This is a genomic window from Cohnella cellulosilytica (genome assembly GCF_042431195.1).
GTDB classification, from domain to species: Bacteria; Bacillota; Bacilli; order Paenibacillales; family Paenibacillaceae; genus Cohnella; species Cohnella cellulosilytica.
This window is the reverse complement of sequence record NZ_JBHMDN010000025.1, coordinates 99,709-113,728: the sequence shown is the minus strand read 5'-3', so window position 1 is coordinate 113,728 and position 14,020 is coordinate 99,709. Positions and strand designations below refer to the sequence as shown.

14 protein-coding genes are annotated in these 14,020 nt (G+C 59.4%); 1 reads left to right on the top strand and 13 read right to left on the bottom strand.

From position 1 onward, the window contains the following. Nucleotides 1-316: 316 nt before the first annotated feature. The 6 genes from ACFFT4_RS19100 to zwf all read right to left on the bottom strand — a co-directional run bounded on the left by ACFFT4_RS19100 (nt 317) and on the right by zwf (nt 8,610). The gene (locus ACFFT4_RS19100) at nt 317-988 is read right to left on the bottom strand and encodes a hypothetical protein (protein ID WP_378050391.1); all 672 of its coding nucleotides are present in this window, start codon (nt 986-988) and stop codon (nt 317-319) included. Next, nucleotides 981-1,667 carry a hypothetical protein gene (locus ACFFT4_RS19095; RefSeq protein WP_378050389.1) on the bottom strand — a complete coding sequence of 229 codons (687 nt, stop codon included), beginning with the start codon at nt 1,665-1,667 and terminating at the stop codon, nt 981-983. The genes ACFFT4_RS19100 and ACFFT4_RS19095 overlap by 8 nt, the downstream gene beginning before the upstream one ends. Nucleotides 1,668-1,678: 11 nt before the next feature. Next, the gene (locus tag ACFFT4_RS19090; RefSeq protein ID WP_378050387.1) at nt 1,679-2,302 is read right to left on the bottom strand and encodes a YhbD family protein; all 624 of its coding nucleotides are present in this window, start codon (nt 2,300-2,302) and stop codon (nt 1,679-1,681) included. Between the two features lie 88 nt (nt 2,303-2,390). Then, a complete protein-coding gene (locus tag ACFFT4_RS19085) occupies nt 2,391-6,035 on the bottom strand; it encodes an ABC transporter ATP-binding protein (protein WP_378050384.1) in 3,645 nt (1,214 codons plus the stop codon). Between the two features lie 378 nt (nt 6,036-6,413). Next, nucleotides 6,414-7,037 carry a cyclase family protein gene (locus ACFFT4_RS19080; protein ID WP_378050382.1) on the bottom strand — a complete coding sequence of 208 codons (624 nt, stop codon included), beginning with the start codon at nt 7,035-7,037 and terminating at the stop codon, nt 6,414-6,416. Nucleotides 7,038-7,056: 19 nt separating this feature from the next. Then, nucleotides 7,057-8,610 (bottom strand): glucose-6-phosphate dehydrogenase, encoded by a 1,554-nt coding sequence (gene zwf, locus ACFFT4_RS19075; protein ID WP_378050380.1) that lies wholly within the window; start codon nt 8,608-8,610, stop codon nt 7,057-7,059. Between the two features lie 193 nt (nt 8,611-8,803). On the opposite strand from zwf, the gene ACFFT4_RS19070 reads away from it, so the two are divergent. Further along, on the top strand, nt 8,804-9,139 hold the full coding sequence (locus ACFFT4_RS19070) for a hypothetical protein (RefSeq protein WP_378050378.1): 336 nt from the start codon (nt 8,804-8,806) through the stop codon (nt 9,137-9,139). Here the strand turns inward: ACFFT4_RS19070 and ACFFT4_RS19065 are convergent. The 7 genes from ACFFT4_RS19065 to ACFFT4_RS19035 all read right to left on the bottom strand — a co-directional run bounded on the left by ACFFT4_RS19065 (nt 9,136) and on the right by ACFFT4_RS19035 (nt 13,895). Then, nucleotides 9,136-9,774 (bottom strand): response regulator, encoded by a 639-nt coding sequence (locus ACFFT4_RS19065; protein WP_378050376.1) that lies wholly within the window; start codon nt 9,772-9,774, stop codon nt 9,136-9,138. The two genes, ACFFT4_RS19070 and ACFFT4_RS19065, sit on opposite strands and share 4 nt — an antisense overlap. A gap of 22 nt (nt 9,775-9,796) precedes the next feature. Beyond that, nucleotides 9,797-10,840, bottom strand: a complete 1,044-nt coding sequence (locus ACFFT4_RS19060) for a sensor histidine kinase (protein ID WP_378050374.1) — start codon at nt 10,838-10,840, stop codon at nt 9,797-9,799. Between the two features lie 20 nt (nt 10,841-10,860). Next, nucleotides 10,861-11,499 (bottom strand): cell wall-active antibiotics response protein LiaF, encoded by a 639-nt coding sequence (gene liaF / locus ACFFT4_RS19055; protein WP_378050372.1) that lies wholly within the window; start codon nt 11,497-11,499, stop codon nt 10,861-10,863. 150 nt (nt 11,500-11,649) lie between these two features. Further along, nucleotides 11,650-12,333, bottom strand: a complete 684-nt coding sequence (locus ACFFT4_RS19050) for a PspA/IM30 family protein (RefSeq protein WP_378050369.1) — start codon at nt 12,331-12,333, stop codon at nt 11,650-11,652. A gap of 4 nt (nt 12,334-12,337) precedes the next feature. Next, the gene (locus tag ACFFT4_RS19045; RefSeq protein ID WP_378050367.1) at nt 12,338-12,871 is read right to left on the bottom strand and encodes a PspC domain-containing protein; all 534 of its coding nucleotides are present in this window, start codon (nt 12,869-12,871) and stop codon (nt 12,338-12,340) included. Nucleotides 12,872-12,875: 4 nt separating this feature from the next. Continuing rightward, nucleotides 12,876-13,541 carry a PspA/IM30 family protein gene (locus ACFFT4_RS19040; RefSeq protein ID WP_378050365.1) on the bottom strand — a complete coding sequence of 222 codons (666 nt, stop codon included), beginning with the start codon at nt 13,539-13,541 and terminating at the stop codon, nt 12,876-12,878. Nucleotides 13,542-13,595: 54 nt separating this feature from the next. Continuing rightward, nucleotides 13,596-13,895 carry a LiaF transmembrane domain-containing protein gene (locus ACFFT4_RS19035; protein WP_378050363.1) on the bottom strand — a complete coding sequence of 100 codons (300 nt, stop codon included), beginning with the start codon at nt 13,893-13,895 and terminating at the stop codon, nt 13,596-13,598. Between the last annotated feature and the right edge of the window lie 125 nt (nt 13,896-14,020).

Below are 14,020 nucleotides of genomic sequence, written 5' to 3'. Positions count from 1 at the left end.
GCTTTGGAGAGGCTTAAACGAGCTGCATACGGTACTCAAGCACCGTCGATATACCTCGTTTTAGCCCCTCCCATTTATTGGATTCACTGTGGGTCAAGCATAGCCTGGAGAATGCCTCATACGCTCCTGAAATCACCCAATCACGGGTTTACCATTTCAGATTTCGGGAGCGTATAGCATCGGAAGGAGGTACATACCCCTTGCACCTTGTTCATCGATTATCTTTTACAGCAACTTGGTTCGCTTATGGAAAGCCTCATCTCCGGAATTGTTGCCGCAGGGATCGCTCCCGGAACAATAACGAGTCTGGCGCCGTTTAACGCTGCACGACCTCGTTCACGATCGCACTCTTGTGAATATCCAGCTCGCTGCGGTACTCGACCCGTCCGATTCGGCATCCCTGGCCGATTTCGACGCGATTGCCGCTGACGACCGCCGCCTCCGTATGCTCCAGCTCCACGTAATCGCCTTCGATCTGCTCCGCGTTCAGAATGCAGTTCCCGTCCGCCTTGATCAGGCCGAGCAGCTTCTTCGTTCGGCTTTTGCGCGCGATAACCTTCGAGCCTCCGATCTCTCGGGCGGAGCACGGACCGAACATCCGGATGTCGATCGAATCGGCGCTCAGCAGCCCGGATACGGCGAAAACGCCCTCCAGCGTAAACGCGCCCGCCTCGCAATCCCCCGCGGTCTCGACATTGCCGGTGAACTTCAGCCTGTCGGCGCGCATGCCCGCCTTGGTCGTCAGATTGCCCCGGCCGCTCACCGCTCCCGCGTCGATCCGTCCCCGAACGTCGCATTCCCCGGTGATTTTCAACTCTCCCGCTTTCAGGCCGCCCCCGATCTCCAGCTCGCCGACCTGCGTCAGCTTCACGCAATCGACGTCTCCCGAGAACGTCGCTTCTCCCGTAAGCCTGACGTGACGATAGTATCCGCCCGCGGAGCTGACCTCCCCGACCATTCGAATATCTTTTCTGACTTGTTCAGCCACCGATCTTCGCCTCCTTTCCGATTTTCGCACCGGGGTGCGCCTTCAGCTCCGTACGGTATTCCACCAGATCGATCGTGCAGCCTTTACCGATGACGACCCGGTTGCCCCGCACGACAACCGCCTCGGTATATTCCAGTTCGATGTCGTCTCCTTCGATGGTATCCACCTTCAGCTCGGGGGCGAATCTCGGCACGAACCACGTCAGCAGCTTGCTCAGCGGCCCTCTGGCCTTTCTCTTGACCTCGATCGTTTCGCCGCCGATTTCCTTCGCTTTGCCGCGGCCGTGCAGCAGCACGTTCATGCTCCCTGCGTTAATCAGACCGCCTACGTCGAAGGCTCCCTCCAGGCGCAGCCGCTCGATCTCGCAGTCGCCGCCCACGCGCAGCAGCCCGTTGATCGTGAAGCTTTCCGCCTTTAGCGCCCCCTTGACCCGCATTTGTCCGTCAACGACCGAGCTTCCGGCCGACATCGATCCGTCAACCGTAAACATGCCGTCCGCATCCATCCGATTTGCGGTCAAGCTTCCCCGGACTTTGGTCATTCCGTTGCAATCGAAATCGTCGCAGATCAGATCGCCCTCGACCGTCCCGACGCCGTCGATTTTCACATTGCCGTACCGCCCGCCGCTTGCCGTGCTCACTCCGTTAATGACAAGATCCGCTTGCGCTGCCTGATTCATTCTTTTTCCTCCTATACCCATTTTCCTTTAAGACGCTCAATGCATTCCGTCATGGAAATGCGCGCAACGACCTTCACGCCGCTCTCGAAATACAACTCGGACGAAGCGGACAGCAGCGCAAACGAAGATACGCCCATCTTGCGCGTAAACACCAGATCGCAGGCCTTGCCCGAAAATTTCGGAAAATGCTCCCGCAGCGTCTCCAGCAGCCGTTCCCCCTCCTCCATGCTCATCTCGCCCGCTTGGAGCAGTTGATCGACGATGTAAAAATACAGCAGCTTGTCGAACGTATAAACAAGAGCCTCGTCGTCTTCGGCGGCGAAACGCTGCAGCACAATCGACGAAACAATGTTCCGTTTGACCGCGTCGGCTTTGCGCAGCTCGTAGTCCGGCAGCGCCGGAGACAGCTTGTCGGCCAACTCGTCCAGAGACAGGTCCTCTTTCATATTCATGATTTTATCGATCCGGGCCAGGATGAGATCCCGAGGAAAAAACGTCTCCTGTCCCGTAAACGTAGACTTGCGGATAAACCACTCCTCCGGAATGAGCCGCTTCCGCTTCCATCGGTACAGCTGGCCGTAGGAGATGCCCTTCTCGTCCAGCAATTCCTTCTTGGATATCAATTCGCTCTCCATCTCAATCCCTCCGCAGTTATCGTAACATAACACTGTTACGTTAATCAACAAAAAAATGAGCCCGATGCAAAATCGGGCTCATCCTTCTTTAATGCTGGATCTGCCAGCTCTCGGCTCGGCTGCGCTCCTCCCAGAACGTGCGGTAAAGCCCGTTCTCGGCGAGCAGCTCCTCGTGCTTGCCGGTCTGCACCACTTGCCCGTCCTGCATCACCGCGATCAGATCGGCCTGCCGGATCGTATGCAAGCGGTGGGCGACCATCACAACGGTCTTGTCGGCGGCCAGCGCCTGCAGCGCCTCGCGAATGTGACGCTCGTTCTCCGGGTCGACGCTGGCCGTCGCCTCGTCCAGCAGAACGATCGGAGCGTCCTTCAGCATCGCCCTGGCGATGCTGATCCGCTGCCTCTGGCCGCCGGACAGCGTGCCGCCCCCCTCGCTGACGAGCGTATCGTAGCCGTCCGGCAGCTCCATAATGAAGTCGTGGCAGCGCGCCGCCTTGGCCGCGGCGACGACCTGCTCCGTCGTCGCCTCGGGATTGCCGTATTTGATGTTGGCGAGAATGCTGTCGGGAAACAGGTACACATCCTGGAAAACGAACGACACCCGGGACATCAGCGTATCGTGCCTCATCTCCCGTACGTCGGTTCCGCCGATCGATATGCTTCCTTCCTCCGCGTCCCAGAACCTGGCGATCAGATTCAGCGTTGTCGTTTTGCCGCCTCCGGAAGGACCGACGAGCGCCGTTACGCCTTTGGCCGGAATGGTCAGATCGACGCCCTTCAGCACCGGCCGGCCGCTGTCGTAGCCGAAGCTCACGCCGCGCAGCTCGATCTCGTGCCCTTGCGGCAGCCGTTCCTCCCCCGCCTTCGGCTGGGTCAGATCGTCCTCGAGGACGATTTCGTTCAGGTTGCGCACGGTCGCATGCATCGTGCGTCTGCCGGCCATATAATCGATCATCGGCAGCGGCTCGTACAGAACGGCGGCCAGCATCATAAAGCAAATGAAGCCCAGGCCGTCGATCGAGCCGCTCGTATAACGATAGCCCCCCACGACGATAACGGCGACGAACCCGAGCTCGAACACGATGCCGTTCAGCGCGGAGAAAGGCGATAGGCTGTTGTTGATCGCGACGCTGCTGCGCCGGTATTCGTCCATCGTATCCTTATATCCGATCAGCGAGCTGCGAGCCAGCCCGAAGGCGCGAACGACCGAAATGCCGCGAATGAAATCGACGATGCGGCCGTTGGCGTTGTCGCGCGCCACCCGCAGCCGGTTCATCACTCCGTGAAGCCGGCGGTCGGCCAGCAACGTGACGAGCAGGCTGAACGGAATCCCCGCCGCCGCGACCAGCGCGAGCGGCCAATCGATCCACAGCAGCGCCGCCAGCGTCACCAGCGGAGCGATCGTCCCTTTGACAAGGATCGTAACCAATGTCGGCATAAAACCCGCCATCATCGCGTCCTGCTTGATCCGCATCTCCAAAGTCGCGGTTTCGCGTCCGACGAAAAAGCCGAGCGGCAGGTTTTTCAGCCGTTTGCCCAAATAAAGCCGAACGTTGGAGGCCAGCTTCGGATAAAACGGAAACATCACCTTGTTCGAGCGGTAATACAGAATGCCCTGAATGAGGAAGCCAAGACCCATCGCTCCCGCGTACAGCCAGGCATTATCCATCTCGTCCGCCGACATGCCGGCGACCGCCAGCGCGACCAGAATCGGCGCCAGGCTGATGAACGGGCTTTCCAGCAGCGTGCGCCAATACCCTTTGCGGAGCCGCTTGCGATCCCGTTCGTCATCGGCGAGAACGAACGATTTTTGCAGCAGCGGCAGGCTGCCGAGCTGCCGATACAAATCCTCGTCCTTCCGGCCGGACTCCTGTACGTCCGCTGCGGGCCGGCTGTCCGCGCTGGCCGACGGCGCGGCCGCCGTCTCGCCGGAAGCCGCCAGCCCCGAGGCGAACAGGGCGTCGTCCTCGGGAAGCTGCGTATAAGCCTCCCACTGCTTGCGATAGCCTTCATAGGAGGCAAGCAGCTGCTCGTGCGTGCCGCTGGCGGCCGCGCGTCCGTCCTCGACGACGACGATCTGATCGGCATGGACGACCGTGTGCAGACGATGCGCGATCATCAGCACCGTTTTCGGCTTGCCGTCGGTCGGGTTGACCAGCTCGTTGATCGCATCCTGGATGCGCGCCTCGTTCTCCGGATCGATGAGCGCCGTCGCTTCGTCCAGCACCAGAATCGGCGCCTGCTTAAGGAACGCCCTGACGATGCTGATGCGCTGCCTCTGCCCGCCGCTCAGCTTGCCGCCGCCCTCGCCTACCACGGTGTCGTAGCCGTCGGGAAGCGCGGCGATAAAGTCGTGGCACCTCGCCCGCCGCGCCGCCTCGATCACTTCCTCGTCGGTCGCGTCCGGCCTTCCCATGCGAATGTTGTCCATAATGGTGCCTTGGAACAAATACACGTCTTGAAACACGTACGAGATCATCTGCATCAACGCCTCGGCGTCCATCTCGCGGATGTCGACGCCGCCGATGGAGACAGAGCCTTCCGCCACGTCCCAGAAACGGGGCAGCAGGCGGGCGATCGTCGTTTTGCCAGCTCCCGACGGACCGACCAGCGCAGTGAAGGTCCCTTCCCGCACCGTGAAGGAAACGTCCTTCAGCGCTTCCCGCTTGTCGTCATAGGCGAAGCTCACGCGATCGAAGACGATGTCCGTGCCTTGCGGGCGCTGCGGCCGCTCGGGGCGCGACAGCTCCGGCTGCTCCAGCAGGGCGGTCACCCTGCGGGTGGCGCCGGCCAGACGGAAGGAAATATGTCCGCTCGTCCGAAACGTCTTCAGCAGCGTATTGCCGATTCCGATCGTCAGCAGAACGAACAGAACAAACAGCGGCAGCGCAATCTGCCCGGCCGCGTACAGCGCGATGCCGACCGGCACGACGACCAGGAGCGGCATCTGCGACAGGCCGGCCGCCAGCGACTTCCCGGCGACGCTCTGCTCGTCGGCGCGTTCGCCCAGCTCGGCCGATTGGCGAATGACGCGGCTATATTCGGCATAGGCCGATTCCGAGCGGGAGAACGCGCGGATCACCTTCATTCCGTACACATACCGCAGCAGCGCCGAGCTGACCAAGGCGTTAAACTCCGCGAACAGCGGTGCGAGCGGCTTGATCTTGCTGTTCGCATAGGAGAACGCGGCGCTCAAAATCGGAATGAAAGCAAAGGAGGCCAGCGCCAATCTCCAGTCCAGCGTCAGCATGAGAATAAAGGTCAGCACGGGAATGGCGATCGCGGACGTCATGTCGGGAATAAGATGCGCGACGCCCTCTTCGAGCTGCTCGGCATCCTCGTTCATCGTTTGCTTGACGCTGCCGATGTCGTGGCGGTCGAAATACCCGAGCGGAAGCTTCGTCAGCTTATCCGCCAGATCGAGTCTAACCTCGTAGATGATGTCGTAGGCGGCTTTGTGGGCCAGATTGGTCGAGAGCAGCATGCACAGCCCTTTTGCGACGACCGCGCCCAGCGCTGCCAGGGCCAATTGCGAATATACGGCCGAATCCCCCGTCCCGTCCAAAATGCGAACGCACAGCAGATACACGACGACATAGGGAACAAGCCCCAGCAGCGACGCCAGCACGGCCAGCAGCATCGATCCGATCATCGGCGCTTTTTTGCGCCGCAGATAAGGCATCAGTTTCTTAACGGGAGATGGACGCTTGCTTTTAGCCTTCTTCTGAGACATGAATTTTCCTCCGCAAATGAACGATAGTGGCGGCTTTCCCGATGAAAAGCGCTTTTATGCTTAGTATATAGATAGTGATAATCATTATCAATTAAAAAGTAATCTCGGGCGCGTTTTTGGTAATCGTGTGGGGAGGAATTGGGCTGGGTGGCACACTTTAGCACGCAGGACGGTACTATCAGCGGAGAATTCGACTAGGTGACACACTTTAGCACGCAGGACGGTACTATCAGCGGAGAATTCGACTAGGTGGCACACTTTAGCTCGCGGGGCGGTACTATCGATGGAGAAACCGTTGGCGGCAGGGCGGCTGGGTTGGGCCAACGACAAAAGGCTGCCCGGCAAGGGGCAGCCTCAACGGGCAGCTTTTTCTCTGCGTTAGTCGCCGATCAGGAGCGCGCGGGCCGGGGCCGCGTCGATGCCGGTCAGCTTCAGCGGCGCGATGACGAGCGTGTAGTTGCCGGCCGGTACGTCCTTCAGACGCAGGCCTTCGACGATGATGACGTCGCTGCGCATCAGCGTACGGTGCGTCGGGTACTCGGCCTGGGCTCTTTCGATGCCCAGCGCGTCCGTCGCTACGAGGCCGATGCCGATGTCGGCCAAATAGCGCGCTCCGTCCTCCCGCAGGAAAACGAAATCCGACAGAAACGCCTCGCTGAAGGAACTCGACGTCTTCAGCAGTATCCGCTCGCCCTTCCGGATCGCGAACGGCTCGAGGTCCGCCTTCGTAATGCAATCCCGCGCATGCGTCAGATCAAGCACGCGAGCCGGACCGACCAGCCGTTCCAGCGCAATCGTCTCGATCGTCGCGCCGCCCGCCAGCATGTGCAGCGGCGCGTCAACGTGCGTTCCCGTGTGCACGTTCATCGCCAGCAGGCTTTCATGGGGCTTGCCCTGATCGTGGTTTTGCGCGTTCTCGATTCGGGGCTTCTTGGCCTCGTAATTTTTCCATACCTGCATGCTCTCTTCGATCGTCATGCTGATATCGTATATTTTAGGCACGGCCTTCGCCTCCCGGACCTTATTTATCCGTGTTGGACACCCATACGACGTTGTCCTCATCCTGCCCGTTGACGGGCCACCAGCGATAGCCTTCGTCGCTCAGCAGCTTCTCCGCTTTCTCCGGTCCCCAGGAGCCGGCCGGATACAAGTCGGGCGCAATCTCGTGCTCTCTCCAGGCCGCCGCGATCGGATCGACAATCTTCCAGGCGGCCGCCAATTCGTCCCACCGGGTGAAGTACGTGCCTTCGCCGCGGGCCGCGTCGAACAGCAGGCGTTCGTACGCCTCCGGCGTGTTGATGCCCACCTGGCAGCTCTGGCAGAACTCCATCGCGACCGGCTGGATGGTCAAGCCGTTGCCCGGCGTCTTGGCGTTGACGCGGAAATAAATGCCTTCCATCGGATTGACGCGAATAACGAGCAGGTTCGGCTGAAGCTCCTGCCTCCTGGCGAACAGGACGTTGCCCGGCACGTTCTTGAACTCGACGACGATCTCCGTCGATTTGACCGGAAGCCGCTTGCCCGTGCGCACGTAGAACGGAACGCCCGCCCAGCGGAAGTTCTCGACGAACAGCTTGGCGGCGAAAAACGTCTCCGTGACCGATGCCGGATCGACGTTGTCCTCTTCGCGATAGCCCTTCAGCTCTTTGCCTTTAAGCGAACCGCTCGAATACTGCCCGCGCACGATGTTGTCGCGCACTTCCTCCTCGGCCGCGTACCTTCTGACGGACCGGAGCACCTTCACCTTCTCGTCGCGGATGCTCTCCGGATCGAGCCGCGCCGGCGGCTCCATCGCGATCATCGTCAGCATCTGCAGCATATGGTTCTGCACCATGTCCCGAAGCGCGCCGGACTTGTTGTAATACGCCCCGCGATCCTCGACGCCGACCGTCTCCGACAGCGTAATCTGCACGTTGGCGATATGATTTTTGTTCCACAGAGGCTCGAAAAAGGCGTTCGCGAACCGAATAACCTCGATGTTCTGAACCATTTCCTTGCCCAGGTAATGGTCGATCCGGAACACCTCGTCCTCGCGGAACACCTGGCGGATTTCCTCGTTGAGCTTTTCCGCGGACGGATAATCGTAGCCGAACGGCTTCTCGATGACCAGTCTGTGCCAGCCCTCGCTCTCCAGCATGCCGCCGTCCCGCAGGTTGCGGGAGACGCTGCCGAACAGCTCCGGCGCAAGCGCCAAATAGAACAGACGGTTGCCGGGAATGCCGTATCCGGCTTCCAGCTCCTCCGTGTGCTCCTTCAATTGCTGGAACGCGGCGACGTTGCCCGTGTCCAGCGACAAGTATGTAAAGCGATCGGAAAAAGCGCTCCAATCTTCGTTCTCCTGGGGCTTGTACCGGCAAAACTCGCCGATGGACGAGAATACGTCGTCGCGGAATTGCTCGTTCGTGCGCGGCCGGCGCGCCAGTCCGACGACGGCGAACTTCTCGCCGAGCTTGCCTTCGCGGTATAGGCTGTACAAGGCCGGGAACAGCTTGCGGCGAGCTAGGTCGCCCGTGGCTCCGAAAATGAAATAGACCGCTGCGGGAGCGGAAACCGTATCGTTTTTATTGTCCGTCATGATCCTCATCTTTCTTGGTCGGGATTGGATGAGCCGATTTTGTCAAATCTCATGAATTGTAGTGTAGCACAATTAGGGGGACAACGCTACGTTTTTAACCTGTCTTTTCCAGCTGCATGGGTAATCGCCCGTACACGTTTGTCACGGCGGGAATACAATGCATCAAATCGATCACCCAGGAGGTTGGCGCACTATGTTCGACGAAGATCATGAGGTAGACGAATACTCGCTGAGGCCGCTGTTCGGCCGTCCCGTTTGCGTGATCACGCACGACGATGCCCGGCATACGGGAATTTTAACCTCGTGCGGAGCTTCGACGCTTGTGCTCAACGGGGAAAGAACGGCCCGGCCCGTCAAGCGGGGACGCAAATCCAAGCTTCGGGCCGAAATCAGCGCTTCGGAAGAGGAGGATACGGAAGCGTCGGAACCGGTCTATTGGGGGAAAATGGGGCTGGAACCGCCGATGGAAATCAGCTTGTCCAAAACGATCCTCTCCTTGGGCCGCGTGAAGGCGGTCTGGCCGATCTAGTCCGCCAGGCCGTTCCGGTGCGCATAGATGGCCGCCTGCGTGCGGTCTTCTACGCCGAGCTTGCCGAACAGGTTCGTCAGATGGTATTTGACCGTCTTGATTCCGATGAACAGATCGTCGGCGATCTCCTGATTCGACTTGCCCAGCGCGATCAGCTTCAGCACTTCCATCTCGCGCTCCGTCAAATCCTCGTGAGGCTGGGCGGCCGTCTGCTGCGGCCGGCGGAAGCGATTCATCATTTTGGAAGCCACCTGGGATTCGAGCACCGATTGGCCGCGCGCCGCCGCGCGAATCGCATCCGCGATCTCGGAGGCGCGCGAGGTTTTGAGCAGATAGCTGAACGCGCCGGCCTCGATAACCGGATACATTTTCTCGTCGTCCAGGAAGCTGGTCAGCACGATGACCCGGCAATCCGGCATCTCTTCCATAATCCGCCGGGTCGTCTCGATGCCGTCCATTCCTTCCATCACGAGGTCCATCAGCACGACGTCGGGAGAATATTCCCGCGCCAGACGAAGCCCGTCCATTCCGTTGCCGGCCTCCCCGACGACCTCGATGCCATCCTCCGTGCCCAACACGGCGGCAAGGCCGATTCTGACCATTTCATGATCGTCCACCAACAATACCCGCACCAACGCCTGTTCCTCCTCCACGCGTTCAACCGCCTTCCGCCATCAACGGCACTCTGATTTCGATTCTCGTTCCTTTGCCCGGCGCGCTCGCGACGTTTAACGAGCCGCCCAGCTCGTTGACGCGCTCCTCCATGTTCGTCATGCCGTACGAGGCCTGCTTTTTCACCTGGGTGTCGAAGCCGATCCCGTTGTCGCGAATGCCCAGCCGCACCGCTTCTCCCCGGCGCTGAAGCACGATGTCCATCTTCGTCGCTTTCGAATGACGGAGCGTGTTGGACAGCGCTTCCTGCACGATGCGGAACAGATGGTTTTCCACGCCTTTGTTCAGCGGCAGATCCTGCTCGATATCGATCGCGATATCGACGGGAACCTTCGCCATCATCTCCTCCACCAGCTCCGGAATCGCTTGGGCCAAGCGTTTGCCCTCCAGATGGACGGGCCGCAGATGCAGCAGCAGCGCCCTCATCTCGGATTGCGCCGCCGAAGCCATCTCCTCGATCAGCTCCACCTGCCGGCGGGCCCGTTCGAAATCGTGGTCCATCGTCCGGCCGACCGCGGTCGCGGTCATCGAGATCGCGAACAGCTGCTGGCTGACCGCGTCGTGAAGCTCCCGCGCCAGCCGCTGGCGCTCCTCGACGACCGCGCTCATCCGGGCCTGCGCGGCAAGCTCCGCGTTGTTGGTCGACAGGCGCTGAAGCGACGATACCTGGTCTTCCCACTTCCGCCCCAGCTTGCCGAGCTGCTCCCCGAGCCGCCCGATTTCGTCCTTGCCCAGATCGGGCAGGGGCAGCGACGGGGTTCCTTTTTCCAACGTCACCATCGACTCCCGAAGCATCTCCAGCCGACTTCGTACCGGATAGCTTCTCCAAAAACCGAAAGCCGCTCCGGCGACGGTCAGCACTCCGATCGCGGTGAGCGAGAACGAAATCGCTTTGTTCACCGAATGGAAGGAGCCGTCCACGCCGTAGCGGATCAGCAGGTATACGACAAGAGCGCCTATGCCCAAGGAGTACAGCACGGCCTCGCCCATGTGGCGCCAGACCATATTGGTGACCTTACGAGACTCCATGCGACTCCTCCTCTACAACATTATACGGTACGTATTTTAATATCTCCTACGAGATAAAAAAGCTGGAGTTTCAGCTTCTGCTCGCATTGCTCGTAGTTCGGCGACTTCCACGACAGGCGCTGCATAACGCCGCCCTCCTGAATTTGACGGAAGGACGCCTGGCCCATCAGCACCGACGCGTCCACCTGCAGGCCGTAGTCCTCGGGGACGATCAAGTCGACGTTGCCGGCGACGCCTTGAAGGACGATCGTCGTCTCCTTCTCTTCCGGAACGGCAAGCGACATATCCATATGAATTTCTCCCAGCGCATGCCAGTGGCTCATCGAATGCAGCACCCACGATTGTTCGTCCAGCCGCATGTTGACAAATAACCGGTGCTTGCTGACATGCGTCCCGAATTCCGGAGGCCGGGCACGGAAATAATAAATGCCGAGCGAGACAAGCACCACGATGACGAAAAGCGCAAACTGCGTCACGATCAGCACCAGCGTGCTGACCGCAATGACGACAACCGACACTCGGGAACGATCGGATTGATACCGATGGATGCCGAGCAGCAGAAGCAGGACCGCGTTAACCGTCGTGTAACCCGCCAAGGCGCCAAGCGCGAGGTAAATACCGGCTGCTATGAATACGGTCGCGTTGCTGGATTTTCTCATGTCGGGTCACACCTCCTGCTGAATTGCATCTCCATGTCGCAGGGAAAGCCATAACGGCGATTAGACCGTTATGGCTTGCCATATGAGCGCGACATCACTATTCGACATCATAGCATATCTTGCGCCACGGGAGAATGCTTGGTTTGTCGCTTACTCTTTGTCCAGCTTGGGCTGGATCCGGCTTTTGATCGCTTCCAGCTCCTGTTCGACCCGGAATTCCTTCTCGGGATCGATGCGGCTTGGCGTGCTGCCGAAGGAAACGCCCGGCAATCTGGCCACCTCGGCTTCCGCCTCCATCTGCATGATCTTCTCTTCCATCCGGTGGAAGCCGCGGGAAGCCGTGCCGCTCTCGATCGTATGAAGCGTGCTCACTTGCGCCATTTGCTTGCGGGCCTTGGCCATCTGGGAACGGGCCGCCAGCTCGTTGCGCTTGTTGCGCAGCTTGTAGTATTCTTCCTTCATTTCGTGAAGCTGGGCCGTCAGCTCGGACACTTGAGCGCTGGCTTGATCGTGAAGCTCGGCCAGGCTGGTAGCCTGCTGGCTGAATTGGACTTTCTCTTCGAGCAGCTTGCGGGCCAGCGTCTCGTTGCCGGAGCGCAGAGCGTGCTCCGCTTGGCCTTCGCGGTCGACGCCGAGTCTGACCAGTTCGTCCAGGCGCTGCTTCATCCGGCGCTCGGAAGCCATCTGCTTGGCTACCGTTACCTCGGCGTCGTGAATTTCGATTTCCATGTCGCGCAAATATTGATTCAGCATGACGATCGGATCCTCGAGCTTGTCAAGCAGGTCATGTACCGATGCCTTCGTCAGGTCCTTAATTCTTTGAAATACTCCCATTGTGTTATTCTCCTTTCGAATCCTTCTCGAATTTTGAGATTCTGGCTTTCAGTTCTTCGATCTCTTTTTGCATGGACTTCTTCTCGATATCTTCCATCATCGCGTCCAGCCCTTGCGACGGTCGGCTCGATGCCGAAGCGGCCGGGTTCGGGCGGGCAGCGTTTGAAGAGGAATAGCCGGCGTAGCCGGAAGAATTCGGATTCCAGCCGGGACCGTGACTTGGACCGTGGCTTGGGCCTTGGCTGGGCCCATGGCTTGGTCCATGACTCGGACCTTGACCGGGATTGTAGCCGTAATAAGGATCTTGCCCGCGATAGCCCGGATCGTAAGGACCCGGTCCGAAGCCGCCGTAATAAGGCTCTCTCGGAATGACGAATCCTGCGATGATGTAGACGAGGACAACGGAACCCGCGGAGAAAACGGCTACGACGATCAACAGAATCCGCAGCAGCGTCGCATCGACGCCGAGAAAGTCCGCCAATCCTCCGCACACCCCGAATAGCTTGCGGTCCCGGGTGGAGCGATAAAGTTTGCGCATGCGGTTAACCTCCTTGTTGCAGTTTACGTTTCAGTTCCTCGAGCTCGCGCTCGATCGTCGTTTTGACGACCTCTCCCGCATGCAGCAGCGTTTCCTGTCCCATCCGGCGCAAGTCGCGCAGGCTGCGGGTTTCGAGCTCGATGTCGGTCAGGCGGTCGTCGATCTTGCGGAACATTTGCGACGTATCCGCGCTGCCGGGAGCGAATCTCGCGTTCAGCCGCTGCTGAAGGCGAAGGGATTCCATTCTGGCGACGTAAAATTGGCGGCGGTCGTACACCGCGCGGTATTCGCTGCGAAGCTCCTGCAGCAGCAGCTCCAGATCGTTCAGCTCGCTGCGGCTTTGCTCGTAGAGCTGGCGGTAACGCTGGGCGCTCTCCTCGTGGATCACCTTATCTTGAAGCGCCAGCTTCGCGACGTTCTCCTCGCCCGCCTTCAGGGCGGTGACGGCTTGCTGCTCGCGCTTGTCGGCCCATTGCTCGGCGTCTTTCCATTGCCGATACAAGCTGTCCGTATGCGCGGCGTACTGTCGCTGCAGCCCTTCGCTTTGCGTGATTTCCTGATGCGTCGACCAGAGGAACTGGTCGATGACCTTTACCGGATCTTCCGCTTTTTCCAGTCGATCGTTTAATGTGGCCACCGTAATGTCGCGCATCCTTTTCATAACGGTCATCTCTTTTTTCCCTCCTCATTCCTGATTGCGGCTGTCGCTGCGATGATATGGATGTTAGAATCTGGTCGTCCGATTGTTGCGGCCCAGCATCGATACCCCGAACACGATCATCGCGATCGCCGCAGCCCATACGAGCAGGAAGCTCATCTTGCCCAGCAGCACAAATCCTCCGACGACGACGATGATTCCCCCCAGCAGCTTGCTGCCGTTATTCCAGACTGCGACGCCAAGCAAAATCAGCAGAACCGGAACGATTATTCCGAACAGCCAGCCCAACCCGAAGCCCAGTTTACCGAGGATAATCATTCCTCCGAAGACGATCAGCAGCAGCGCCAATCCGTTCCCTCTTCTCATTTGCTTCACCTCTTTTCTGCAACTCGTTTACCTCATGACCTTATTGTAAACCTCTCCGCATTTATGCATAACGGACCCGCGTATGTTTTTGATCCTAGACTGTGGTCGAGGGTCGTTACGGTCCC

What these genes read in the sequence shown, in the direction of transcription:
- ACFFT4_RS19070 (WP_378050378.1), top strand. Translation starts at nt 8,804, where the DNA reads ATGTTCGACGAAGATCATGAGGTAGACGAATACTCGCTGAGGCCGCTG.
- liaF (WP_378050372.1), bottom strand. Translation starts at nt 11,499, where the DNA reads ATGAGAAAATCCAGCAACGCGACCGTATTCATAGCAGCCGGTATTTAC.
- ACFFT4_RS19090 (WP_378050387.1), bottom strand. Translation starts at nt 2,302, where the DNA reads ATGGAGAGCGAATTGATATCCAAGAAGGAATTGCTGGACGAGAAGGGC.
- ACFFT4_RS19045 (WP_378050367.1), bottom strand. Translation starts at nt 12,871, where the DNA reads ATGCGCAAACTTTATCGCTCCACCCGGGACCGCAAGCTATTCGGGGTG.
- ACFFT4_RS19040 (WP_378050365.1), bottom strand. Translation starts at nt 13,541, where the DNA reads ATGACCGTTATGAAAAGGATGCGCGACATTACGGTGGCCACATTAAAC.
- zwf (WP_378050380.1), bottom strand. Translation starts at nt 8,610, where the DNA reads ATGACGGACAATAAAAACGATACGGTTTCCGCTCCCGCAGCGGTCTAT.
- ACFFT4_RS19085 (WP_378050384.1), bottom strand. Translation starts at nt 6,035, where the DNA reads ATGTCTCAGAAGAAGGCTAAAAGCAAGCGTCCATCTCCCGTTAAGAAA.
- ACFFT4_RS19095 (WP_378050389.1), bottom strand. Translation starts at nt 1,667, where the DNA reads ATGAATCAGGCAGCGCAAGCGGATCTTGTCATTAACGGAGTGAGCACG.
- ACFFT4_RS19050 (WP_378050369.1), bottom strand. Translation starts at nt 12,333, where the DNA reads ATGGGAGTATTTCAAAGAATTAAGGACCTGACGAAGGCATCGGTACAT.
- ACFFT4_RS19060 (WP_378050374.1), bottom strand. Translation starts at nt 10,840, where the DNA reads ATGGAGTCTCGTAAGGTCACCAATATGGTCTGGCGCCACATGGGCGAG.
- ACFFT4_RS19035 (WP_378050363.1), bottom strand. Translation starts at nt 13,895, where the DNA reads ATGAGAAGAGGGAACGGATTGGCGCTGCTGCTGATCGTCTTCGGAGGA.